25 protein-coding genes are annotated in these 21983 nt (G+C 72.6%); 15 read left to right on the top strand and 10 right to left on the bottom strand.

Annotated elements, in window-relative coordinates; translation table 11 throughout:
* Nucleotides 1–10 precede the first annotated feature (10 nt).
* A complete protein-coding gene (gene era, locus ACRB68_RS03810) occupies nt 11–934 on the top strand; it encodes a GTPase Era (protein ID WP_328593713.1) in 924 nt (307 codons plus the stop codon).
* On the opposite strand, the gene ACRB68_RS03805 is transcribed toward era, so the two are convergent.
* Nucleotides 925–1611 carry a hypothetical protein gene (locus tag ACRB68_RS03805; protein ID WP_153530840.1) on the bottom strand — a complete coding sequence of 229 codons (687 nt, stop codon included), beginning with the start codon at nt 1609–1611 and terminating at the stop codon, nt 925–927. The genes era and ACRB68_RS03805 overlap by 10 nt on opposite strands.
* Before the next feature lie 100 nt (nt 1612–1711).
* On the opposite strand from ACRB68_RS03805, the gene ACRB68_RS40950 reads away from it, so the two are divergent.
* The 8 genes from ACRB68_RS40950 to leuA all read left to right on the top strand — a co-directional run bounded on the left by ACRB68_RS40950 (nt 1712) and on the right by leuA (nt 9971).
* Nucleotides 1712–2323 carry a zinc ribbon domain-containing protein gene (locus ACRB68_RS40950; protein ID WP_153530839.1) on the top strand — a complete coding sequence of 204 codons (612 nt, stop codon included), beginning with the start codon at nt 1712–1714 and terminating at the stop codon, nt 2321–2323.
* On the top strand, nt 2320–3096 hold the full coding sequence (gene ddaH, locus ACRB68_RS40945; protein WP_328593712.1) for a dimethylargininase: 777 nt from the start codon (nt 2320–2322) through the stop codon (nt 3094–3096). Before ACRB68_RS40950 ends, ddaH begins: the two co-directional genes overlap by 4 nt.
* 124 nt (nt 3097–3220) lie before the next feature.
* Complete coding sequence (urtA, locus tag ACRB68_RS03790) at nt 3221–4447, top strand: urea ABC transporter substrate-binding protein (RefSeq protein WP_235958729.1); 1227 nt, start codon at nt 3221–3223, stop codon at nt 4445–4447.
* Between the two features lie 75 nt (nt 4448–4522).
* Nucleotides 4523–5401, top strand: coding sequence for an urea ABC transporter permease subunit UrtB (urtB, locus tag ACRB68_RS03785; protein WP_153530838.1), 879 nt, complete (start codon nt 4523–4525; stop codon nt 5399–5401).
* Nucleotides 5398–6483, top strand: a complete 1086-nt coding sequence (gene urtC, locus ACRB68_RS03780; RefSeq protein WP_328593711.1) for an urea ABC transporter permease subunit UrtC — start codon at nt 5398–5400, stop codon at nt 6481–6483. The genes urtB and urtC overlap by 4 nt, the downstream gene beginning before the upstream one ends.
* Complete coding sequence (gene urtD, locus ACRB68_RS03775) at nt 6480–7229, top strand: urea ABC transporter ATP-binding protein UrtD (protein WP_153530837.1); 750 nt, start codon at nt 6480–6482, stop codon at nt 7227–7229. Before urtC ends, urtD begins: the two co-directional genes overlap by 4 nt.
* Nucleotides 7230–7305: 76 nt before the next feature.
* A complete protein-coding gene (urtE, locus tag ACRB68_RS03770; protein ID WP_153532248.1) occupies nt 7306–8001 on the top strand; it encodes an urea ABC transporter ATP-binding subunit UrtE in 696 nt (231 codons plus the stop codon).
* A gap of 260 nt (nt 8002–8261) precedes the next feature.
* On the top strand, nt 8262–9971 hold the full coding sequence (leuA, locus tag ACRB68_RS03765) for a 2-isopropylmalate synthase (RefSeq protein ID WP_153530836.1): 1710 nt from the start codon (nt 8262–8264) through the stop codon (nt 9969–9971).
* 134 nt (nt 9972–10105) lie between these two features.
* Here the strand turns inward: leuA and ACRB68_RS03760 are convergent, their stop codons facing one another.
* Together ACRB68_RS03760 and ACRB68_RS03755 are read right to left on the bottom strand one after the other, a co-directional pair.
* Entirely contained in the window at nt 10106–10363 is a 258-nt protein-coding gene (locus ACRB68_RS03760; protein ID WP_153530835.1) for a protealysin inhibitor emfourin, read from the bottom strand.
* 43 nt (nt 10364–10406) lie between these two features.
* On the bottom strand, nt 10407–11435 hold the full coding sequence (locus ACRB68_RS03755) for a M4 family metallopeptidase (RefSeq protein ID WP_153530834.1): 1029 nt from the start codon (nt 11433–11435) through the stop codon (nt 10407–10409).
* Between the two features lie 130 nt (nt 11436–11565).
* Here ACRB68_RS03755 and recO point away from each other — a divergent pair, with 130 nt between their 5' ends.
* Genes recO through ACRB68_RS03740 form a run of 3 tightly spaced genes read left to right on the top strand, consistent with a single transcriptional unit; the run spans nt 11566 to nt 13959 of the window.
* Entirely contained in the window at nt 11566–12327 is a 762-nt protein-coding gene (gene recO / locus ACRB68_RS03750) for a DNA repair protein RecO (RefSeq protein ID WP_328593710.1), read from the top strand.
* Nucleotides 12324–13121 (top strand): isoprenyl transferase, encoded by a 798-nt coding sequence (locus ACRB68_RS03745; RefSeq protein WP_153530833.1) that lies wholly within the window; start codon nt 12324–12326, stop codon nt 13119–13121. The genes recO and ACRB68_RS03745 overlap by 4 nt, the downstream gene beginning before the upstream one ends.
* 58 nt (nt 13122–13179) lie before the next feature.
* Complete coding sequence (locus ACRB68_RS03740) at nt 13180–13959, top strand: TauD/TfdA dioxygenase family protein (protein WP_153530832.1); 780 nt, start codon at nt 13180–13182, stop codon at nt 13957–13959.
* A gap of 63 nt (nt 13960–14022) precedes the next feature.
* Here ACRB68_RS03740 and ACRB68_RS03735 read toward each other — a convergent pair whose 3' ends face one another.
* The 6 genes from ACRB68_RS03735 to ACRB68_RS03710 are packed head-to-tail and all read right to left on the bottom strand — an operon-like array spanning nt 14023 to nt 17744.
* Entirely contained in the window at nt 14023–14448 is a 426-nt protein-coding gene (locus tag ACRB68_RS03735) for an OsmC family protein (RefSeq protein ID WP_153530831.1), read from the bottom strand.
* 51 nt (nt 14449–14499) lie between these two features.
* Nucleotides 14500–14886 (bottom strand): Fur family transcriptional regulator, encoded by a 387-nt coding sequence (locus tag ACRB68_RS03730; protein ID WP_153530830.1) that lies wholly within the window; start codon nt 14884–14886, stop codon nt 14500–14502.
* The gene (locus ACRB68_RS03725) at nt 14883–15743 is read right to left on the bottom strand and encodes a metal ABC transporter permease (RefSeq protein ID WP_153532246.1); all 861 of its coding nucleotides are present in this window, start codon (nt 15741–15743) and stop codon (nt 14883–14885) included. Before ACRB68_RS03725 ends, ACRB68_RS03730 begins: the two co-directional genes overlap by 4 nt.
* A 5-nt stretch (nt 15744–15748) precedes the next feature.
* Nucleotides 15749–16441, bottom strand: a complete 693-nt coding sequence (locus ACRB68_RS03720) for a metal ABC transporter ATP-binding protein (RefSeq protein ID WP_153530829.1) — start codon at nt 16439–16441, stop codon at nt 15749–15751.
* On the bottom strand, nt 16438–17379 hold the full coding sequence (locus ACRB68_RS03715; protein WP_328593708.1) for a metal ABC transporter substrate-binding protein: 942 nt from the start codon (nt 17377–17379) through the stop codon (nt 16438–16440). Before ACRB68_RS03715 ends, ACRB68_RS03720 begins: the two co-directional genes overlap by 4 nt.
* Nucleotides 17380–17417: 38 nt before the next feature.
* Nucleotides 17418–17744, bottom strand: coding sequence for a DUF6703 family protein (locus ACRB68_RS03710; RefSeq protein ID WP_153530827.1), 327 nt, complete (start codon nt 17742–17744; stop codon nt 17418–17420).
* A gap of 39 nt (nt 17745–17783) precedes the next feature.
* Between ACRB68_RS03710 and ACRB68_RS03705 the strand changes: the two genes are divergently transcribed.
* From ACRB68_RS03705 to ACRB68_RS03695, 3 genes are all read left to right on the top strand, one after another.
* Nucleotides 17784–18068 (top strand): antibiotic biosynthesis monooxygenase family protein, encoded by a 285-nt coding sequence (locus ACRB68_RS03705; protein ID WP_153530826.1) that lies wholly within the window; start codon nt 17784–17786, stop codon nt 18066–18068.
* Nucleotides 18069–18170: 102 nt separating this feature from the next.
* Nucleotides 18171–19445 carry a DUF1906 domain-containing protein gene (locus ACRB68_RS03700; RefSeq protein WP_153530825.1) on the top strand — a complete coding sequence of 425 codons (1275 nt, stop codon included), beginning with the start codon at nt 18171–18173 and terminating at the stop codon, nt 19443–19445.
* A 214-nt stretch (nt 19446–19659) separates the two neighbouring features.
* Complete coding sequence (locus ACRB68_RS03695; RefSeq protein ID WP_153530824.1) at nt 19660–21048, top strand: glycine--tRNA ligase; 1389 nt, start codon at nt 19660–19662, stop codon at nt 21046–21048.
* 77 nt (nt 21049–21125) lie between these two features.
* On the opposite strand, the gene ACRB68_RS03690 is transcribed toward ACRB68_RS03695, so the two are convergent.
* Entirely contained in the window at nt 21126–21800 is a 675-nt protein-coding gene (locus tag ACRB68_RS03690) for a hypothetical protein (protein WP_153530823.1), read from the bottom strand.
* Nucleotides 21801–21983: the final 183 nt, after the last annotated feature.

Below are 21983 nucleotides of genomic sequence, written 5' to 3'. Positions count from 1 at the left end.
CAATGACAGCGTGACATCGCTGGGGAACACCACGACCGAAGGCTTCCGATCGGGCTTCGCCTGCTTCATCGGGCGCCCCAACGTGGGCAAGTCGACGTTGATGAACGCGCTGGTCGGCTCCAAGGTGGCGATCACCAGCAGCCGCCCGCAGACCACCCGGCGGGCGATCCGCGGCATCGTGCACCGCCCGAACGCGCAGCTGGTCGTGGTCGACACCCCGGGCCTGCACAAGCCGAAGACGCTGCTCGGCGAGCGGCTGGACAGCCTGGTGCGCTCCACCCTCACCGAGGTCGACGTCATCGGCTTCTGCGTGCCGGCCGACCAGCCGGTCGGGCCGGGCGACAAGTTCATCGCCCGCGAGCTGGCCAACGTGAAGAAGACCCCGATCATCGCGATCGTCACCAAGACCGACATCGCCACCCCGCAGCAGGTCGCCGAGCAGCTGCTCGCGGTCGGCCGGCTGGGGGAGTTCGCCGACATCGTGCCGTGCTCGGCCGCCGACGGCTTCCAGGTGGACCTGGTCGGCGACCTGCTGATCCAGCGGCTGCCGGAGGGGATGGCGCTCTACCCCGAGGGCGACCTGACCGACGAGCCCGAGCAGGTCATGATCGCCGAGCTGGTCCGCGAGGCCGCGCTGGAGGGCGTGCGCGACGAGCTGCCGCACTCCATCGCCGTCGTCGTCGACGAGATGGCGCCGCGCGAGGGCCGCACCGACCTGGTCGACATCTACGCCCACCTGTACGTCGAGCGGTCCTCCCAGAAGGGGATCATCATCGGCCACAAGGGCGAGCGGCTGCGCGCGGTCGGCGCGGCGGCGCGCAAGCAGATCGAGGCGCTGCTCGGCACCCGGGTCTACCTGGACCTGCGGATCAAGGTGCTCAAGGACTGGCAGCGCGACCCCAAGCAGCTGCGCCGCCTCGGCTTCTACGACTGATCGGGCTCGCCGGCCGGGTAGGGCCCGGCCGGATAGGGCCCGGTGGTGGGGGGCCCGGCGGTGGCGGGCCCGGCGGGAGAGGGCCGCTGGATCCGCGCGGCCACCGGCTGCGCCAGCGCGAACCCGACCGTCAGCAGCGCCGCCGCGACCGTCAGGTACCAGCCGTAGCCGAGCGTGACCTCGGCCCGCACGCCCATGACGCCGCCGGGCACGGGCAGGTCGCCCCGCAGCCGCTCCAGCCGGAGCAGGAACAGCCCGCAGACGGGCAGCACCAGCGCGCCGGGCACCACGGCGAGCACGGTGATGCGCGGGTCGCGGCCGAGCAGCGCCCAGGCGGCCAGCACGATCGCGCTCACCGCGAGGACGGGCACCACCAGCACCGTCCCGCCGGCCTCGATGCCGGCCATCGTGACCGTCCGCTCGGCCTGCTCGCCGAACAGGCCGAGCGCGATGGTCCGGTGCGCCCAGGGCAGGAACGCCGAGACCAGCAGGACGCCCGCGGCGACGATCGTCAGCACCGGCCAGACCGCCGCGCCCCACGACAGCGGCGGCTCGGGCGGCGGCGCGGCCGGGCGCTCGGGCGGCGTCTCCTCGGGCGGCAGGAAGCTCGGCCGTTCCCCCGCGCGGGGCCGTCCGGCGGGCTCGCCGGGCCCGGCGGTCCCAAGGTCACCACTCATGGACCCAGCGTAAGGGCAGTGCCGCATTCGGGCGGGCGGGCCACGTCGGGGCGCGCGGATCGGTAGGTTGGGCCGGAGTCCGTTATGGGAGGAGAAGCCGGTGTTGCTTGTTATCGGCATTTCGGTGTTCTTCCGTACGGCGAGCACCGGCACCTTCCACTGCCCGCAGTGCGGCGGCGACCGGGGCTTCCGCCGGCGCACCGCGCGGCGCTGGGTCACCCTGTTCTTCGTGCCGGTGATCCCGCTGGACCGGCGCGGCGAGACCGCCGAGTGCCGGTCCTGCCGGACCCGGTTCGGCACCTCGGTGCTGCGGGTGCCGACGGCCCGGCAGCTGGCCGCCGCCCTGCCGGCCGGGATGCGCGCCGCCGTCGGCCTGCTGCTGCGCGCCGGCGCCCCGGCCGCCGAGGCGACCCGCCAGCGTGCCTTCGAGGTCGTGCGCGGCTACGGCGAGCCCGGCTACGACGACGACGCGCTCCGCGCCGACCTCGGGCTGCGCGAGACGTTCCTGGAGGAGGAGGTCGCCCGCGCCGGTGTGCACCTGGCGGCCGAGGCCAAGGAGTGGTTCCTCGCCCAGGTGGTCCGGGTCGGCCTCGCGGCGGGCCCGCTGGGCGACGCCGAGCGGCGCGTCCTGCACCGCATCGCGCACCTGCTCGGCATGTCGCCCGCGTACGCGCTCGGCGTGATCCTCACCACCGAGGGCGCGGCCCGGTGAGCGCCCCCGGGACCGGCGGCACGGCCGGCACCGCGCTGGTGCGGCGGCCGGGCCCCCGGCTGGCCGAGGGGATCGTCACCCACATCGACCGGCGGCCGGTGGACCCGGCCCGCGCCGCCCGCCAGCACGCCGCCTACGAGGCGGCGCTGCGCGCGGCGGGCTGGCGGGTGCGCGCGGTGCCGTCCGCCGACGACTGCCCGGACGCGGTGTTCGTCGAGGACACCGTCGTGGTCTGCGGCGACCTGGCCGTCCTCGGCCGGTCCGGCGCGGCGGCCCGGCGCGGCGAACTGCCGGGCGCCGAGCGCGCGGTGCGCGACCTCGGCCTGCGGGTGGAGCGGATCAAGGCGCCGGGCCTGCTGGACGGCGGCGACGTGCTCCAGGCGGGCGGCACCGTCTACGTCGGGCGCGGCGCGCGCACCAACGAGGAGGGCATCTGCCAGCTCGCCCACCTGCTCGGCGGGCGCCGGGTCGTGCCGGTGGACACCGCCGGCTGCCTGCACCTGAAGTCGGCGATGACGGCGCTGCCCGACGGCACCCTCATCGGCTGCCCCGAGTGCGTCGACACCTCGGTGCTGCCCGCGCTGCGCGTCGCCCCCGAGCCGGCCGGCGCGCACGTGGTCGTGCTCGGTCCCGAACACGTGCTGATGGCCGCGTCCGCGCCGCGCACCGCCGCGCAGCTCACCGCGGACGGATTGCGCGTCACCGCCGTCGACATCGGCGAGTTCGAGGCCCTGGAAGGGTGCGTCACCTGCCTTTCGGTGCTCGTTCCCTGACCGCTCGTGGCGGTGAGGTCCTCGTAAGGCATTTGTAACGCGGCGGTCGTTGCGGAGAAATGACAGCTCGCAGAATTGGCAACGTGAACGAACCCACGGGGCCGATTCTGTGAGGAGTCAATAGTTGCGGACACCATTCCTGCGCCCATTGGCCGTGGCGGCCGTCCTGCCGGCCGCGCTGCTCACCGCCTGCGGCGGCGAGTCCGGTGACAAGGCGGAAACCGGGACCGGCGGCGGCGGGAACACCATCAAGGTCGGAATTCTGCACTCCCTCAGCGGCACGATGGCCATCAGCGAGGTGACGGTCAAGAACTCCGAGCAGCTGGCCATCGACGAGATCAACGCCAAGGGCGGCGTGCTCGGCAAGAAGCTGGAGCCCGTCGTGGAGGACGGCGCCTCCGACTGGCCGACCTTTGCGCAGAAGGCCCAGAAGCTCATCAAGAAGGACCGGGTCGCCACCGTCTTCGGCGGCTGGACCTCGGCCAGCCGCAAGGCGATGCTGCCGGTCTTCGAACGCAACAAGGCCCTGCTGTGGTACCCGGTCCAGTACGAGGGCCTGGAGTCCTCGCCCTACATCTTCTACACCGGCGCCACCACCAACCAGCAGATCGTGCCCGGCCTGGACTACCTCAAGGAAAAGGGAAAGAAGAGGATCTACCTGGTCGGCAGCGACTACGTCTTCCCGCGCACCGCGAACAAAATCATCAAGGCCTACGCCAAGGCCAACGGAATGCAGGTGGTGGGCGAGGAGTACACCCCGCTCGGGCACACCGAATACAGCACGCTGGTCAACAAGATCGGCGAGCAGAAGCCCGACGCGGTGTTCAACACCCTGAACGGCGACAGCAACGTCGCCTTCTTCAAGCAGTTCAAGAGCGCCGGATTCGACGCGGCGAAACTGCCGGTGATGTCGGTCAGCATCGCCGAGGAGGAGGTGAAGGGCATCGGCGTCGACAACATCAAGGGCCAGCCGGTGGCCTGGAACTACTACCAGACCACCAAGGGCAAGGCCAACGAGGACTTCGTCAAGGCGTTCCAGGCCAAGCACCAGGGCGCGGTGACCTCCGACCCGATGGAGGCCGGCTACAACGCGGTGCACCTGTGGGCCGCCGCCGCGCAGAAGGCCGGCACCACCGAGGTGGCGGCGGTGAAGAAGGCCGCCGCCGGGCTGTCCCTGGAACTGCCCGAGGGCAAGGTCACCATCGACGGGCCGACCCAGCACGTCTACAAGACCGCGCGCATCGGCGTCATCCAGCCCGACGGGCTCATCAAGGAGGTCTGGGCCTCCAAGGAGCCGATCAAGCCCGACCCCTACCTGAAGTCCTACCCCTGGGCGGCCGGCCTGTCCTGAGACGGGCGGGCGGCGCGCCGGGGGCGCGCCGCCCGCCTCCCCGTCCGGACCGGCGTGCCAGAGGAGGCGGCATCCATGCAATCCCTGCTCAACCAACTACCGATCGGCATCAGCATCGGCGCGGTGCTGCTGCTGATCGCCCTCGGCCTCACCTTCACCTTCGGCCAGATGGGCGTCATCAACATGGCGCACGGCGAGTTCATCATGGCCGGCGCCTACACCGCCTACATGCTCCAGGACTGGGCCGGCGACGAGGCCGTCCTGGTCGCGCTGCCGGTGGCGTTCGCCGTCGCGGGCGCGCTCGGCTGGCTGCTGGAGCGCCTGGCGATCCGGCACTTCTACGGCCGGCCCCTGGACACCCTGCTGCTCACCTGGGGCGTCAGCCTGGTGCTGCAGCAGGCCGCCCGGGACCTGTTCGGCGCCCCCAACGTGCAGGTCGCGGCGCCGCCCTGGCTGACCGGGCGGGTCACCCTCCTCGGCGGCGCCCTCCCGTACCCGCGGCTGTTCATCATGGCGCTCGCGGTCGCCTGCGTCGCCGGGATCTGGGTCTACCTGAACCGCTCCCGGCAGGGCCGCCGGATGCGCGCGGTCATGCAGAACCGCGAGCTGGCCGCCGTCAGCGGCGTGGCGACCGCCCGGGTCGACCAGCTCACCTTCTTCGTCGGCTCGGGCCTGGCCGGCGTCGCCGGGGTCGCGCTGACCCTGATCGGGCCGGTCGGGCCGTCCCTCGGCACCTACTACATCGTCGACGCGTTCCTGGTCGTGGTCGCGGGCGGCCTCGGCCGGCTGCGCGGCGCGGTCATCGCGGCGCTCGCGCTCGGCATGCTGAACTCCTTCGCCGAGTTCTGGACCGACGCGAGCCTGGCCAAGGTCATCGTGTTCGCGGTCATCATCGCCTTCCTGCAGGTCCGCCCGCAGGGCCTGTTCGTGCTGCGCACCCGGCGGCTGACGTGAGCCCCCGGCTGCGCGGATACGCGCTGTTCGCCGCGGTCGGCCTGCTCGTGCTGGTGGTGGCGCCGCTGACGCTGCCGGCGTTCCGGCTGGACGAGCTGGCCAAGTACCTGTGCCTGGCGATCGCCGCGCTCGGCATCGGCCTCGCCTGGGGGCAGGGCGGCATGCTCACCCTCGGCCAGGGCGTCTTCTTCGGCCTCGGCGGCTACGCGATGGCGATGTACCTCAAGCTGCACGACGCCGGCGGCGACCTGCCCGACTTCATGACCTGGAGCGGCGTGGAACGGCTGCCCGCGCTGTGGAAGCCGTTCGCGAACCCGGCCGTGGCGGTCGCCGCCGTGGTCGCGGTGCCGGTGGCGGCGGCGGTCGTGCTCGGCGCGCTGGTGTTCCGGCAGCGGGTGCGCGGCGCCTACTTCGCGATCCTCACCCAGGCGCTGGCCGCCGCGTTCGTCATCTTGCTGGTCGGCCGCCAGGGCCTCACCGGCGGCACCAACGGCCTCACCAACTTCTACGACTTCTTCGGCCAGGACCCCGAGGCCGAGAGCACCCAGCGCACCATGTACTTCGTCACCGCGACCGTGCTCGGCGCGCTGTACCTGGCGGCGCGGCAGCTGGTGCGCAGCCGGTTCGGGCGGCTGCTGGTCGCGGTCCGCGACGGCGAGGACCGGGTGCGCTTCCTCGGCTACAACCCCGCCACCGTCAAGACGGTCACGTTCGCGGTCTCGGCGGGCATGGCCGGCATCGCCGGGGCGCTGTTCGTCCCGGTCGTCGGGATCATCTCGCCGTCGCTGCTCGGCGTCGTCCCGTCGCTGGAGCTGGTCGTGGCGGTCGCCGTCGGCGGCCGGTACGCCCTGGCCGGCGCGGTCCTCGGCGCGGTCGTCATGAACTACGCCAAGACCTCCTTCAGCGAGCAGTGGGCGGGCGGCTGGCTGTACCTGGAGGGCGCCCTGTTCATCCTGGTCATGACGCTGGCGCCGAAGGGCGCGGTCGGCCTGTACGAGCAGGCCCGCGACGCCCTCGCCCGGCGCCGCCCCGCCCCGGCGCCCGTCCCCGACCGCCCGAAGACCGAGGAGGTGCCCGCATGAGTGACGCACTGCTGCAGATCCGCGGCCTGAAGGTGGTGTTCGACGGCTTCACGGCGCTGGACGGCGTGGACCTCACCGTCGGCCACGGCGAGCTGCGCTTCCTGATCGGCCCGAACGGGGCCGGCAAGACCACCCTGATCGACGTGGTGACCGGCCTCACCCGGCCCGCGGCGGGCTCGGTGTCCTTCGCCGGCACCGAGCTGACCGGCCGCCGCGAGCACCGCATCGTCCGGCTCGGCATCGGCCGCACCTTCCAGACCTCGGTGGTGTTCGAGGAGCTGACGGTGCTGGAGAACCTGGACCTGGCCGCCGGGTTCCGCCGCCCGCTGCCCACGCTGCTGCTGCGGCGGCGCGGCGTCCCCGACGCCGTCGCGGCGGCGCTGGACACCATCGGGCTCGGCGCGCTGGCCGACCGGCCCGCCGGGGTGCTCTCGCACGGCCAGCGGCAGTGGCTGGAGATCGGCATGCTCATCGCGCAGCGGCCCCGGCTGCTGCTGCTCGACGAGCCGGTCGCCGGGATGGGCCGCGGCGAGCGCGAGCGCACCGGCGAGCTGCTCACCGAGATCGCGCGCGAGCACACCGTCGTCGTGGTGGAGCACGACATGGAGTTCCTGCGCCGGTACGCCTCGCAGGTCACCGTCCTGCACGAGGGCCGGGTGCTGGTCGAGGGCGACGTGGCCACGGTGCAGGCCGACCCGCGCGTCCAGGAGGTCTACCTCGGCCGCGGCCGGGAGGAGGCGGCGTGAGCGAAGCGAACAGGGAAGCAGAGCAGTGGAGCTCACGCATGGCCGAGCCGCTAGGCGAGGTGGCCGCGTGAGCGCGCTGCTGGAGGTGAGCGGGCTGGCGGCCGCCTACGGCCGGGCCCGGGTGCTGTTCGGGGTGGACGTCGCGGTCGAGGCCGGCGGGCTGATGTGCGTGATGGGCCGCAACGGCGTCGGCAAGACCACCCTGCTGAACGCCGTGATGGGCGTGCTGCCGCCGACCGCCGGGAAGGTGGTCTTCGACGGCGAGGACGTCACCGGGCTGCCCGTCCACGAGCGGGTGCGGCGGGGGATGGGCTACGTCCCGCAGGGCCACGAGACGTTCCCGCAGCTCACCGTCGCCGACAACCTGCGGGTCACGCTGGAGGCGTCCCGGCACCGCGACGGCGCCGCGATCGAGGAGGCGCTGGAGGTCTTCCCCCGGCTGAAGGAGCTGCTCGGCCGCCGCGCCGGGTTCCTGTCGGGCGGCCAGCAGCAGCAGCTCGCCATCGCCCGCGCCCTGGTCACCCGGCCCCGGCTGCTGATCCTGGACGAGCCGACCGAGGGCGTCCAGCCGTCGATCGTCGCCGAGATCGAGGCGGCGATCGAGCGGCTGCACCGGGAGCGGGGCCTGGCGGTGCTGCTGGTCGAGCAGTACCTGGAGCTGGCGCTGCGGCTCGCCGACGGATTCGTGATCATCGAGGGCGGCCGGGTGTGCCGGTCCGGCCCGGCCGCGGACCTGCACGACGAGGAGGTGCGGCGGCTGCTGGCCGTGTGACCTGCGCCGCGTGCCCCGGCCCTGGGGAATGGGACGGGGCACGCGGTGCGTTCGTGAGACGGGGGAGACACGCGTTGTCTCAGTATCCGGGACGTTGTTTCCGATACCCGGATGGGATCTGTTAGCTTGGCTGACGTGTTCGGTGCGCTGCTCCTCCTTAGCGGCCGCAGCGGGGGCCTGTAACCAAAGGTCGGCTCCCTCGCTGCGGGACTTCGTCGTGTTCGTCGGCCGCAGGACCTGAGCAGAGGGAACGCACCCAGATGTATCCGCAGCAGAACACCTCCGGTATGCCCTTCCAGCGCTACCGCCCCTTCGCGCCGGTCAAGCTGGCCGACCGCACCTGGCCCGACAAGGTGATCACCGAGGCGCCCCGATGGTGCGCGGTCGACCTGCGCGACGGCAACCAGGCGCTGATCGACCCGATGGACGCCCACCGCAAGCTGAAGATGTTCGACCTGCTGGTACGCATGGGCTACAAGGAGATCGAGGTCGGCTTCCCGGCGGCGAGCCAGACCGACTTCGACTTCGTCCGGCAGATCATCGACGAGGGCCGCATTCCGGACGACGTGGTCATCCAGGTGCTGACCCAGGCCCGGCCCGAGCTGATCGAGCGGACCTTCGAGGCGGTGCGCGGGGCCAAGCAGGCGATCGTGCACCTGTACAACTCCACCAGCACGCTGCAGCGGCGGGTGGTGTTCGGGCAGGACAAGGACGGCATCACCGCCATCGCCGTCGAGGGCGCCAAGCTGTGCAAGAAGCTGGCCGACGACATGGGCGACACCGAGATCTACTTCCAGTACTCGCCGGAGTCGTTCACCGGCACCGAGCTGGAGTACGCGGTCGAGGTCTGCAACGCCGTCAACGACGTGTGGCAGCCCACCCCCGAGCGCAAGGTGATCGTGAACCTGCCGGCCACCGTCGAGATGGCCACCCCGAACGTGTACGCCGACCAGATCGAGTGGATGAACCGCCACCTGGCCCGCCGCGACTCGGTGATCCTGTCGCTGCACCCGCACAACGACCGCGGCACCGCCGTCGCCGCCGCCGAGCTGGGGTACCTGGCCGGCGCCGACCGCATCGAGGGCTGCCTGTTCGGCAACGGCGAGCGCACCGGCAACGTCTGCCTGGTCACCCTGGGGCTGAACCTGTTCACCCAGGGCGTCGACCCGCAGATCGACTTCTCCGACATCGACGAGATCCGCCGCACCGTGGAGTACTGCAACCAGCTGCCGGTGCACGAGCGGCACCCCTACGGCGGCGACCTGGTCTACACCGCGTTCTCCGGCTCGCACCAGGACGCCATCAACAAGGGCTTCGACCACCTGAGGCGCGACGCCGCCGCGGCCGGCACGCCCGTCGAGGCCTACACCTGGGAAGTGCCCTACCTGCCGATCGACCCGCACGACGTGGGCCGCTCCTACGAGGCCGTGATCCGGGTCAACAGCCAGTCCGGCAAGGGCGGCGTCGCCTACATCATGAAGACCGAGCACGCGCTGGAGCTGCCGCGCCGGCTGCAGATCGAGTTCTCCCGCGTGGTGCAGCAGCACACCGACGCGGCGGGCGGCGAGGTCACCGCCGAGCGCATGTGGGAGATCTTCGAGGCCGAGTTCCTGGCCAACGGCCCGCGGGTCGGGCTGTTGGCGCACCGCGCGACCTCCCGGGTCGACGAGAAGGACGCGCTCAGCTGCGACATCCGGCTGGGCGGCGAGATCCGCGAGATCGAGGGCGTCGGCAACGGCCCGGTGTCGGCGTTCGAGGCCGCCCTGGCCACCGTCGGCATCGACGTGCGGGTGCTGGACTACGTCGAGCACGCGATGAGCGCCGGCGGCGACGCCCGCGCGGCCGCCTACGTCGAGTGCGACGTCAACGGCACCACCGTGTGGGGCGCGGGCATCGACGGCAACATCGTCACCGCCTCCCTGAAGGCCATCCTGTCGGCCGTCAACCGCGTGGCGCGCGCCGCCGCATAGGCAGGCGCGCCGCCTGAAGACCCGGTCACGACGATGTGAACCACTCGTGTGATCGACGTACGGGCCCCGGCCGTGACGATCTCACGGCCGGGGCCCGCCGTGCTCCGCGGCCCGGCCTCCCGGGGGCGGGCGCCCTACCGGGTGTGGTCGAGGACGTGGTGCACCAGCTCCCGCAGCGGCCCCTGCAACTGGGCCTCGCCGACGGTCGTGGTCCGGCCGTCGATGTCGATGTCGTACAGGAACTGGTCGGGAATGCGTCCTGGCGCCGGCACGGCGCCGAGGTCCACCCGGTCGACCAGGTGCGACAGCAGCGGATCGCTGGCGCTGTCGGACTCGCCGCGCCGCTGGATGCCCGCGAAACCGCCCGAGCGGACCACCTTGACCTTCACCATGCCTCCTCCCCGTCCGGCCTCGCCGCCCGGGGGCGGAAGGCCCTCATAGCGGGACGCCTACCCCCGTCCACCCCTGCCGTACCGCCGCCGTCTCGGCGGCGTCCGCGCCGTACAGTGCGGTCGCGGTGGCGAGCGTGGCCGCGGCGAAGCCCTTGAAATCGGCGGTCGAGGAGAGTTTCCCGCCGGTGAGCGTGTCGTACCAGACCTTTCCGGCCTTTTCCCAGGCGTTTCCGCCGATCGCGGCGGCGGTCAGGTAGAAGGCGCGGTTCGGGATGCCGGAGTTGATGTGCACCCCGCCGTTGTCGCGGTAGGTCTCGACGTAGTCGTCCATGTGCCCGGGCTGGGGGTCCTTGCCGAGCTGCGGGTCGTCGTAGGCGGTGCCGGGCTCCTTCATCGAGCGCAGCGCGACCCCGTGCACGCGCGGGGCCAGCAGGCCCTCGCCGATCAGCCAGTCGGCCTGGTCGGCGGTCTGCCCGCGGTGCCACTGCTTGATCAGCGAGCCGAACACGTCCGACAGCGACTCGTTCAGCGCGCCGGACTGGCCGTAGTACTCCAGGCCCGCGGTGTACTGGGTGACGCCGTGGGTGAGCTCGTGCCCGGTGACGTCGAGCGGCCCGGTGAAGGCGGTGAACAGCGTCCCGTCGCCGTCGCCGTAGACCATCTGCTCGCCGTTCCAGAACGCGTTGTCGTAGTCGCGCCCGTAGTGCACGGTGGAGATCATCGGCAGCCCGGCGCCGTCGATGGAGTTGCGCCGGTAGGCGGCCTCGAAGAAGTCGAAGGTGACGCCGAGCCAGTCGTAGGCGGTGTCGACGGCGGTGTCCCCGGTGGCCGGGCCGCCCTCGGCGCGCACGGTCTCACCGGGCAGTTCCTCGCGGTTGCGGGCGTCGTCGATGGTGCGGTCGGGGACGAAGTCCTCGGTGGGGGAGGGGGGCTCCAGGGGGAGCACCCGGCGCTCGGTCCGGGCGGTGCTGCTGAGGACGAGCGTGCGGCGGGCGATGTCGCGCAGGGCGGCGTTGTCACCGGCCCGGGCGACGTGCTCCAGCATGTGCGGCGGCACGATGGTGCATCTCATGGGACAACGCTGCCACCTCGGCGGGGGCCCGGCCACGGCTTCGCCGATACTGATCCGTCCTAATGCGGTCACGGAACGTAAGGATCTTCGAGGCGCCGCCGCACCGCCGGTCGTACGGGAGAATGGAGGGGTGACTCTCTACCGCGATGAAGGCGTCGTCCTGCGCACCCAGAAGCTGGGTGAGGCCGACCGCATCGTGACGATCCTGACCCGCCGGCACGGCCGGATCCGCGCGGCGGCCAAGGGGGTCCGCAAGACCAAGTCCAGGTTCGGGGCGCGGCTGGAGCCGTTCAGCCACGTCGACCTGCAGCTGTACGAGCGGCGCTCGCTGGACCTGGTCACCCAGGCCGAGACGCTGCGGCCCTACGGGCAGACCCTGGCCACCGACTACCCGCGCTACACCGCGGGCACCGCGATGCTGGAGACCGCCGAGCGCCTGACCAGCGAGGAGGGCGAGCCCGCGCTGCGCCAGTTCCTGCTGCTGGTCGGCGGGCTGCGCACGCTGGTGGAGGGCGACCACGACCCCCGCCTGGTGCTGGACGCCTTCCTGCTGCGGTCGCTGTCGGTGGCGGGCTGGGCGCCGGCGATCGACGAGTGCTGCCGCTGCGGCGACCGCGGCGGGCTGCGCGGCTTCATGATCGCGGCGGGCGGCGCGGTGTGCGCGCGCTGCCGCCAGCCGGGCGCGGCCACACCCGCTCCGCCCACCTTTGCGCTGATGTTGGCGTTGTTGCGTGGAGATTGGGTGCATGCGGACGGGAGCGACCCCCGCCACCGGATAGAGTGCAGCGGTCTGGTGGCCGCCTACCTGCAGTGGCACCTGGAACATGGCATCCGGTCCCTGCGGCACGTCGAACGGGGGACCGGCGACACCTCGGACAGGGAGCGAGTTTGAGAAGGGCCGTTTCGCCGCCGTACCCGCACAAGGACGGGGCCAGGCCCCCGGCCATCCCGGCCGACCTGGTGCCGAAGCACGTGGCGATCGTGATGGACGGCAACGGGCGCTGGGCCAAGGAGCGCGGCCTGCCCCGCACCGAGGGGCACAAGAGGGGCGAGGACTCGCTCTTCGACGTGATCATGGGGGCCATCGAGCTCGGCATCCCGAACCTGTCGGCCTACGCCTTCTCCACCGAGAACTGGAAGCGCTCGCCCGAGGAGGTGCGCTTCCTGATGGGCTTCAACCGCGACGTCATCCGCCGCCGCCGCGACCAGCTCCACTCGATGGGCGTGCGGGTGCGCTGGGCGGGCCGCCGCCCGCGCCTGTGGCGCAGCGTCATCAAGGAGCTGGAGGACGCCGAGGAGATGACGCGCGGCAACGACGTGCTCACCCTGCAGTTCTGCGTGAACTACGGCGGTCGCGCCGAGATCGCCGACGCCGCCGCCGCGATCGCCCGCGACGTGCGCGACGGCAAACTGAACCCCGACAAGATCAGCGAGAAGGTGTTCGCCCGCTACCTGGACGAGCCGGGCATCCCCGACGTGGACCTGTTCCTGCGCTCGTCGGGCGAGCAGCGCACCTCCAACTTCCTGCTGTGGCAGTCGGCGTACGCCGAGATGGTGTTCCTGGACACGCTGTGGCCCGACTTCGACCGGCGGCACCTGTGGCACGCCTGCGAGGTCTACGCCAGCCGGGACCGCCGCTACGGCGGCGCGGTGCCCAACCCGGTGCCCGTCGCGGAGGCGCACTGACGAAACTATTCCTACTGGTTTAGTTGATTTATCGGCGGGGGCTGCGTACCGTCGTGCCATGACGCCACAGCTGCTGGACCCTGTGCGCCCCGCCGGGGCGCGGTCCATGGAGATCGAACCCGTCGCCGGCCGGATCGGCGCGCAGGTCTGTCGCGTCCGTCTCTCGGGTGCGCTGGGCGAGGAGGCCGTCCGGCGCCTGCGCGCCGCCCTGCTGCGGCACAAGGTCCTGTTCTTCCGGGACCAGCACCACCTGGACGCGGCGGAGCAGACCGCGTTCGCCCGGCTGCTCGGCGAGCCCGTCCCGGCGCCGCCCGCGCCGGGCGGCGCCTGGCACACCGACCTGTCCTACCGCGACCGGCCCTCGGGGTTCTCGGTGCTGCGCGCCGTCGAGGTGCCCTCGCACGGCGGCGACACCGTCTGGGCCAACACCGCCGCCGCCTACGACGACCTGCCGGTCGAGCTGCGCGAGGTCGCCGACCGGCTCTGGCTGCGGCACGCCGACGGGGCCGCGCAGGCCGAGCACCCCCTGGTCCGGGTGCACCCCGAGACGGGGGAGCGGGCGCTGCTGCTCGGCGGGTACGCGCGGGCGGTGGCCGGGCTGAGCGACGAGGCCGACTCCGAGGCGCTGATCCGGCTGTTCCAGGAGCGGGTGACCCGGCTGGAGAACACCGTGCGCTGGCGCTGGTCGCCCGGCGACGTGGCCGTCTGGGACAACCGCGCGACCCAGCACCGGGTGGTGCACGACTACGGCGGCGAGCCGCGCCGGCTGCGGCACGTCGCCGTCGCGGGCGAGGCGCCGATCGCGGTGGACGGCCGCCGCGGCGTCCCGCTCGGCTGAACCGCCGGTCGCGCGATATGCGGAAGGGGCGGCCCCGCGCGGAGGCCGCCCCTTCGCCATGCCCTAGACCAGCGCCGCGTCCAGCGTGATCTTCGTGCCGGTCAGCGCCTTGCTGACCGGGCAGTTCTCCTTGGCGTTCTGCGCCGCCTGCTCGAAGTCGGCCGCCGACAGCCCCGGCACGCTCGCCCGGACGGTCAGGTGGATGCCGGTGATGCCCTCGCCCGGCTGGAAGGTGACGTCGGCCTTGGTGTCGACCTTCTCCGGCGGGGTGCCGGCGCCGGCCAGGCCGTGTGAGAGGGCCATCGAGAAGCAGGTCGAGTGCGCCGCCGCGATGAGCTCCTCGGGGCTGGTGCGCCCGTTCGGGTCCTCGGCCCGCGAGGCCCAGGTGACGTCGTAGGTGCCGAGCCCCGAGGAGTCCAGCGAGACCGTGCCCTGGCCGCCCATGAGCGGCCCTTCCCAGTGCGCGTTAGCGGTACGTGTCGTAGCCATGGGCCGATTGTCTCGTGCCGGGCGCCCGCCCCGGGCCACCGGGGGCGGGGATCAAGATCGGCGGGCGGCGCACTCGCCGCAGGTGCCGAACACCTCGACGGTGTGGGTGATCTCCACGAAGCCGTGCTCGGCGCCGACCGCGTCGGCCCACCGCTCCACCGCCGGGCCCGCGACCTCCACGGTGCGGCCGCAGCCGCGGCAGACCAGGTGGTGGTGGTGCTCCTCGGTGCGGCAGGCCCGGTAGACGGCCTCGCCGTCGTCGGTGCGCAGCACGTCGACCTCGCCGGACTCGCTGAGCGCCTGCAGCGCCCGGTAGACCGTGGTGAGGCCGATCTTGGAGCCGTCGGCGCGCAGGTCGGCATAGATGTCCTGGGCGCTGCGGAAGCCCTGGCAGCCTGCCAGGACCTGCCGCACCGCGTTACGGCGGGCCGTCGTCATCCCCCTGCTACCTCCGCCTCGGCTTCCACGCTGGGCCGGACCGCCGCCGCCGTCACCGTCCGCCGGCGGCGCAGCACCGCGCCGGCGAGCACCGCGGCCACGAAGACCGCGAGCGCGAGCAGCACGATGGAGGGGCCCGGCGGCAGATCGTACTGGAAGGAGCCTGCCAGCCCGGTCACCGCCGACAGTACACCGGTTCCCATCGCCAGCAGCATCGTGCTCCGGAACCCCCGGGTGAGCTGCTGGGCGGCCGCGACCGGCACCACCATCAGCGCGCTGACCAGCAGCAGCCCGATGGCGCGCATCGCGATGACCACGGTCACCGCGGCGGTCACCGCGATCAGCACGCTGAGGAAGCGCACCGGCAGGCCGGCGGTGCGCGCCACGTCCTCGTCCTGGCAGAGCAGGAACATCTCGCGGCCGAAGAGCGCCACGATGCCGAGCACGGCGACCGCGAGCCCGGCGACCACGTACAGGTCGGACGCCTGCACGCTGCTGATCGACCCGAACAGGTAGGACTGCAGGTTCGCGCCGCCGCCCTGGGCGTTGGTCAGCACCACCCCGCCCGCGAGGCCGCCGTAGAACAGCAGCGCCAGCACGACGTCCGCGCCGCTGCGGCTGCGCGCGCGCAGCACCTCGATGGCGATCGCGCCGAGCACCGACACCGCCAGCGCGCCGAGCGTGGGGGAGGTGCTGGTCAGCAGCCCGAGGCCGATGCCGGTGAGCGCGATGTGGCCGATGCCGTCGCCGAGCAGCGACAGCCTGCGCTGCACGACGAACGTCCCGACGGCGGGCGCGGTCAGCCCGATGAGCACCGCCATCACCAGGGCGATGCGCATGAACTCGTACGACAGCATCTCGCTCACGCGCTCTTCCTCATCGCGGTCTCCTCGCGCAGGATCCGGCCGTGGTCCAGGTGGATCGTGCGGGTGATCAGGTCTTCCATCGGGCCGAGCCCGTGCGCGACGAGCACGACGGTGCGGCCCTGCGCGGCCAGCGAGCCCAGCGTGGCGGCGAGGGCGGCCTGGCTGGCGGCGTCCACCCCGGCGGTCGGCTCGTCCATGACGAACACCTCGGGTTCGCCCGCGAGCGCGCGGGCGATCAGCACCCGCTGCTGCTGGCCGCCCGACAGCAGGTGCGCCGAGTCGCGCGCCCGGTCCGCCAGGCCGACGGCCTCCAGGGCGCGGTCCACCGCGGCCCGGTCGGCGGCCGAGGAGGGCCGCCAGCGCGACTGGCGCGCCACCCGCCCGGACGCCACGACCTCGCGCACGGTGGCCGGCACGCCGCCGCCCATCGGCAGCCGCTGCGGCACGTACCCGACCCGCTTCCAGTCGCGGAACCGCGACGGCGGCGCGCCGTAGATCTCGGTGCGTCCCTCGCTGAGCGGCAGCAGCCCGAGCAGCGCCTTGACCAGCGTGGACTTGCCCGCGCCGTTCGGGCCGAGCAGCGCGACCCGGTCGCCGGCCCCGACCCGCAGGTCGACGCCGCGCAGCACCTCGCGGCCGTCCAGCCGGACCCGGCCGCCGGTCATCGCGAAGGGGGGGACGTCGTTCATGAGCACTCCAGGGCGGACCGCAGCGTGCCGAGGTCGGCGCGCATCACCGTCTGGTAATCGCCCCCGGCACCCTTCTTGATTCCCTCCACCGGGTCCAGCACCGCGGTCTTCACCCCGGCCTCCCGGGCGAGGGACTCGGCGACCTTGGGGCTGACCAGCGTCTCGGTGAACACCGTGGTCGCCCCGGCGGCGCGGACCTGGCGGGTCAGCTCGCCGAGCCGCTTGGGCGACGGCTCGCTGGCCGCGTCCACCCCGGCGATCGGCACCTGGGTCAGGCCGTAGCGGTCGGCGAGATAGCCGAACGCGGCGTGCGCGGTCACGATCGTCTTGTGCTTGCAGGTCTTCAGGCCGTCCTGGAACGCCTTGTCCAGCTCGGCCAGCCGGCCGGCGAGCGCGGCGGCCCGGGTGCGGTAGCCCGCGGCGTGCGCGGGGTCGGCGGCGGCGAGCCGGTCGCCGAGCGCCTTGGCGACGGCGGCCATCCGGCTCGGGTCCAGCCAGAGGTGCGGGTCGTAGGACACCTCGGCGTGCTCGTGCCCCTCCTCTTCCTCTTCCCCGCCGTGCGGGGCGGGCAGCGTCTTCACCGTGGTGGCGGCGTCCAGCGCCCGGCCCTTGGCCTCCTTGGCGACGGCCTGGTCCACCGCGGGCTGCACGCCCTTGACGTAGACGGTGAGGCGGGCCTTGCCCACGTCGCCGATCTGGCGGGGGGTGAGCTCCAGGTCGTGCGGCTCGGCGCCCGGCTTGGTGAGGGTCTGCACGGTGACGTCGGCGCCGCCCACCTCCTGGCTCAGCCAGGCCATGGGGTAGAAGGACGCGACCACCTTGGTCTTGCCGCCCGCGCCGTCCGCGCCCGCGTCGCCGCAGGCGGAGAGGGCGGTGAGCCCGGCGACGGCGAAGGCGGCGGCGGGCAGGAGACGGGGGGTTCCGCGGAGGGTGAGCACCCTTGCAGTATGTCCGTAAATGAAAACGATTGTCAAAATCAGGTGAGGGCGCGCTCGACCGCGACCGCCACGAGCAGCGCCATGCCGCCGAGCCGCAGCAGCCGGTCCCGGACCGCCAGCGCGGGCCAGCTGAGATAGGACAGCCAGCCGAGCAGGGCCAGCAGCACCACGAGGCAGCCGGCCCCGGCCGGGCCCGGCGCCAGCATTCCGGCCACGAGCAGCACCAGCACCGCCACCAGCAGCGCGGACCGGCGCCGGTGCAGCAGGGCCAGCGGCCCGGCGCTCCACCGCTCCACCGCGGCGCGCGTCCCCGACGGCCCGGCCTGCCCGCTTCCGCGCCCGGAGGCCCCGTCTCGCTCGCTCACCCGACCAACCTAACGCCCCCGGCCTGGAAGGATGGCCCGATGATCGCCATTACCCGCTACCGGGTGCCGCAGGAGCGGGCGGACGGCTTCGCCGCCGAGATGACCGCCGTGCTGGAGACCCTGGCCGCGAGCGCCGGCTTCCGCTCCGGTCGGCTCGCCCGCACCGTCGACGAGCCCGACCTGTGGGCGCTGGTGACCGAGTGGGACGGGGCGGGTTTCTACCGCCGCGCCCTCGGCGCCTACGACGTGCGGGTGCTGTTCATCCCCTTGGCCGCCTATGCCCTCGACGAGGCCGGGGCCTACGAGGTCGTGGCAGGGCGCTGACCGAGGACCGTTCAACGGACGGGAAAGAAGCACCGGGCCACGGTTTCGCGCCGGACGGTCAAGGTCATCACTGCCGCATCACGATCAACACGGGGGAATGTGATGCGACATGCGGCCGTTCTCGGACTGTCACTCACCGTACTGGCGGCGGCGCCCGTCGTCACCGCCGCCGCCGGGACGCCCGCCCCGCGGTCCGCGGCCGACCCGCCCGCCGCGCTGAGCGGCCGCCCGTTCGTGGCCTACCGGGGCCTGCGCATCCCGGTCCCGGCCGGCTGGGAGGTGCACCGGCTGGACCGCGACCCCACCCGCTGCGTCCGCTTCGACCGGCGCGCGATCTACCTCGGCCGGCCCGGCCCGCAGGCCGACTGCCCGGCCCGGGTCGTCGACCGCACCGAGGCCGTGCTCGTCGAGCCGGTCGGTGACGCCTCGGCGCGGCGGCGCCTGTGGGCCCGGCCCGACCTGCCCGCCCGGGTCCCGCTGCGCACGACCGCCGACCACCGGATCGAGATGCCGCTGCCCGAGGCCGGCGTCCGGGTCACCGGCACCTACGGCGCGGACGAGCAGGCCCTGCGCGACACGCTGCGGGCCTCCAGGATCGCCGGCGCCTGGCCCGCCGAGCCCGTGCCGCGCCACGGCACGCCGGACGCGCCCGACGAGGACGACGAGGAGGACACGCCGGAGGAGGCCGACATGAACCGCCCCTGGGCCACCGGCAAGGGGTTCGACACCTGCGCCGCCCCGGCGCTGGCCTCCATGGCCGCCTGGCGGAAGGCCTACGACGTCGCCAACATCTACATCGGCGGCGCGGCCCGGGGCTGCGCCCAGCCCAACCTGGACGCCGCCTGGGTCCGCACGGTCCGCAAGATGGGCTACCGGCTGATCCCGACCTACGTCGGGCCCCAGTCGCCCTGCTCGCGCTACCGCGTGCACTTCGACCCCAAGGACGCCGCCGGCGAGGGGACCCGCGCCGCCCGCGACGCCGTCCGCCAGGCGGACGCCCTCGGCATCCCCGAGGGCAAGCCCATCTACTACGACATGGAGGCCTACGACAGCCGCAAGGACTCCTGCCGCAAGCCGGTGCTGCGCTTCCTGGACGCCTGGTCGCGCGAGGTGGCGCGGCTGGACTACGTGCCGGGCGTCTACAGCAGCATCGCCTCGGGCGTCCGCGACCTCGGCAAGGCCGGCGACATCACCAAGCCGGACGCCATCTGGTTCGCGCGCTGGGACGGCGAGCCCACCATCTACGACGACCTCCTGGAGGAGGACTGGTGGCACCCGCACCGCCGCATCAAGCAGTACCGGGGCGGCCACCGCGAGCGGCACGGCGGCGTGACCATCAACGTCGACAGCAACACCGTCGACGGGCGCGTCTACTGACCGGGACCGTGCGCGGCACGGGGGCGGCGCGTAAACGACGCGAGGAGCCGGGGCGGCATGTGTAAGCTGGGAAATGGTCTTGGAGCAGCGCCGCGTCACTCCGCGCTGCGATGACCGTCAACCCGGGGATCACACTTTTGCCTCGGCCGTCCGTGCGGGCGGCCCGAGAGTGTATAGACAATCCCGCCGACCGCCAGCCGGATGGAGAATGCTCATGGCACGCCGTTCCGACGTGTTGGACACGATCGTCAACCTCGCCAAGCGACGGGGTCTGGTCTACCCGTCGAGTGAGATCTACGGCGGCCTGCGGGCCTCCTGGGACTACGGCCCCCTCGGCGTGGAGCTGAAGAACAACGTCAAGCGCCAGTGGTGGAAGTCCATGGTGCAGGGCCGCGACGACGTCGTCGGCCTCGACTCGTGCGTGATCCTGGCCCGCGAGGTGTGGGAGGCCAGCGGCCACGTCAACGCGTTCGTGGACCCGCTGACCGAGTGCCAGTCCTGTCACAAGCGCTTCCGCGCCGACCACCTCGAAGAGGCCTACGAGGAGAAGCACGGCCGCCCGCCGGCGAACGGCCTGGCCGACATCACCTGCCCGAACTGCGGCGTCAAGGGCTCGTTCACCGAGCCGAAGATGTTCAACGGCCTGCTGAAGACCTTCCTCGGCCCGGTCGAGGACGCCTCGGGCCTGGCCTACCTGCGCCCCGAGACCGCGCAGGGCATCTTCATCAACTACCTGAACGTGCAGCAGTCGGCGCGCCGCAAGGTGCCGTTCGGCATCGGCCAGGTCGGCAAGTCGTTCCGCAACGAGATCACGCCCGGCAACTTCATCTTCCGGACCCGCGAGTTCGAGCAGATGGAGATGGAGTTCTTCGTCAAGCCCGGCAGCGACGAGGAGTGGCACCAGTACTGGATCGACGAGCGGCTGCAGTGGTACGTCGACCTCGGCATCCGCAAGGAGAACCTGCGGCTGTTCGAGCACCCGGCCGACAAGCTGTCGCACTACTCCAAGCGCACCGTGGACGTGGAGTACCGGTTCGACTTCGTCGGCAGCGAGTGGGGCGAGCTGGAGGGCATCGCCAACCGCACCGACTACGACCTGACCACGCACGCCAAGGCGTCCGGCACCGACCTGTCGTTCTTCGACCAGGAGTCGGGCGAGCGGTTCGTGCCGTACGTGATCGAGCCGGCGGCGGGCGTGGACCGCTGCACGCTGACGTTCATGATGGACGCCTACGCCGAGGACGAGGCCCCGAACGCCAAGGGCAAGCTGGAGAAGCGCGCCGTGATGCGGCTGGACCGGCGGCTCGCCCCGGTCAAGGTCGCGGTGCTGCCGCTGTCGCGCAACGCCGACCTGTCGCCGAAGGCGCGCGACCTGGCCGCGCAGCTGCGCAAGAACTGGAACGTCGACTTCGACGATGCGGGCGCCATCGGCCGCCGCTACCGCCGCCAGGACGAGATCGGCACCCCGTTCTGCGTGACGGTCGACTTCGACACCCTGGAGGACGACGCGGTGACCATCCGCGAGCGCGACACCATGAGCCAGGAGCGCATCGCGATCAGCCAGGTCGAGTCGTTCCTCGCCGCGCAGCTCATCGGCTGCTGACACCCCGCGCAGGACCGGGCACGTGAAACGGGCCGCCCCCTCACCGGGGCGGCCCGTTCGCTTTGTGCGGCGGGGGGTCAGGGGGTCACGTAGAGCTGCTGGTTGTAGTTCCCGGCCGTCGTCTCGCCCTGGAGCTGGTAGGTGGCGGTGACGGTGGCGGTGGCCGGGCAGAGGAAGTTGCTGCCGCTCTGCTTGCTCACCGTGGCGCCGTTCACGCCGACCTCGGCGGCCGCGACGGAGGTGTTCGGCCGGTTGGGGTTGTCGGGGTTGTAGCCGTTGGCGGTCAGGTTGCCGCCGAAGTAGCAGGTGATGCCGCCGAGGATGCTGGCGACGGCCTTCACCTTGAAGCCGGCGATGGTGACGGCGGCGTCGCGGTTGGCGGTGTGGGCGGAGTCGTAGACGACCGAGCCGCCGGTCCAGGGCAGGTTCAGCGTGGTGACCGTGACGGTCCCGCCGCCGCCGGGGCAGGCGGGGCCGGGCACGTTGGTGAACGAGGCCGCGGTGATGTTCAGCGCGCTGCCGTTGGACTGGATGGAGCCGGACATGGTGGAGGAGTTGCAGGTGCCCGAGCCGAGCGAGGTCGTCACCGAGGCGGTGCCGAGGAGCGAGGCGCGGACGTTGCCGCTGTAGGGGGCGGCGGCCGCGCTGCCCTTGCGGATGGTGGTGGTCGCCGCCGAGGCCGGCGGGGCGGCCACGGCGAGGGCGGTGAGGGCGGCGGCCCCCAGGACGACGGCCTGTCTGAAATGTGCCACCGGGTACTCCTTTGTCCGGTTACGGGGTGGTAGCGTGAAAGTAATTCACCTTTCCGGTCCCGGCAATGGGTGAGGAGCCACGGGGGCTGGCCGGAACCCGCCAGCCGGACGAGGTTGGCGGGGCGCGAGTGAGGGAAGGGGCCGCGTCCCCTCCCGGAACCGCCGGCCAACGGCGACGGGCCC

Source organism: Actinomadura macrotermitis (assembly GCF_009604375.1).
Taxonomy (GTDB): Bacteria; Actinomycetota; Actinomycetes; order Streptosporangiales; family Streptosporangiaceae; genus Spirillospora; species Spirillospora macrotermitis.
The sequence above is the reverse complement of the archived record's forward strand: the minus strand, read 5'-3'. Positions and strand labels throughout refer to the sequence as shown.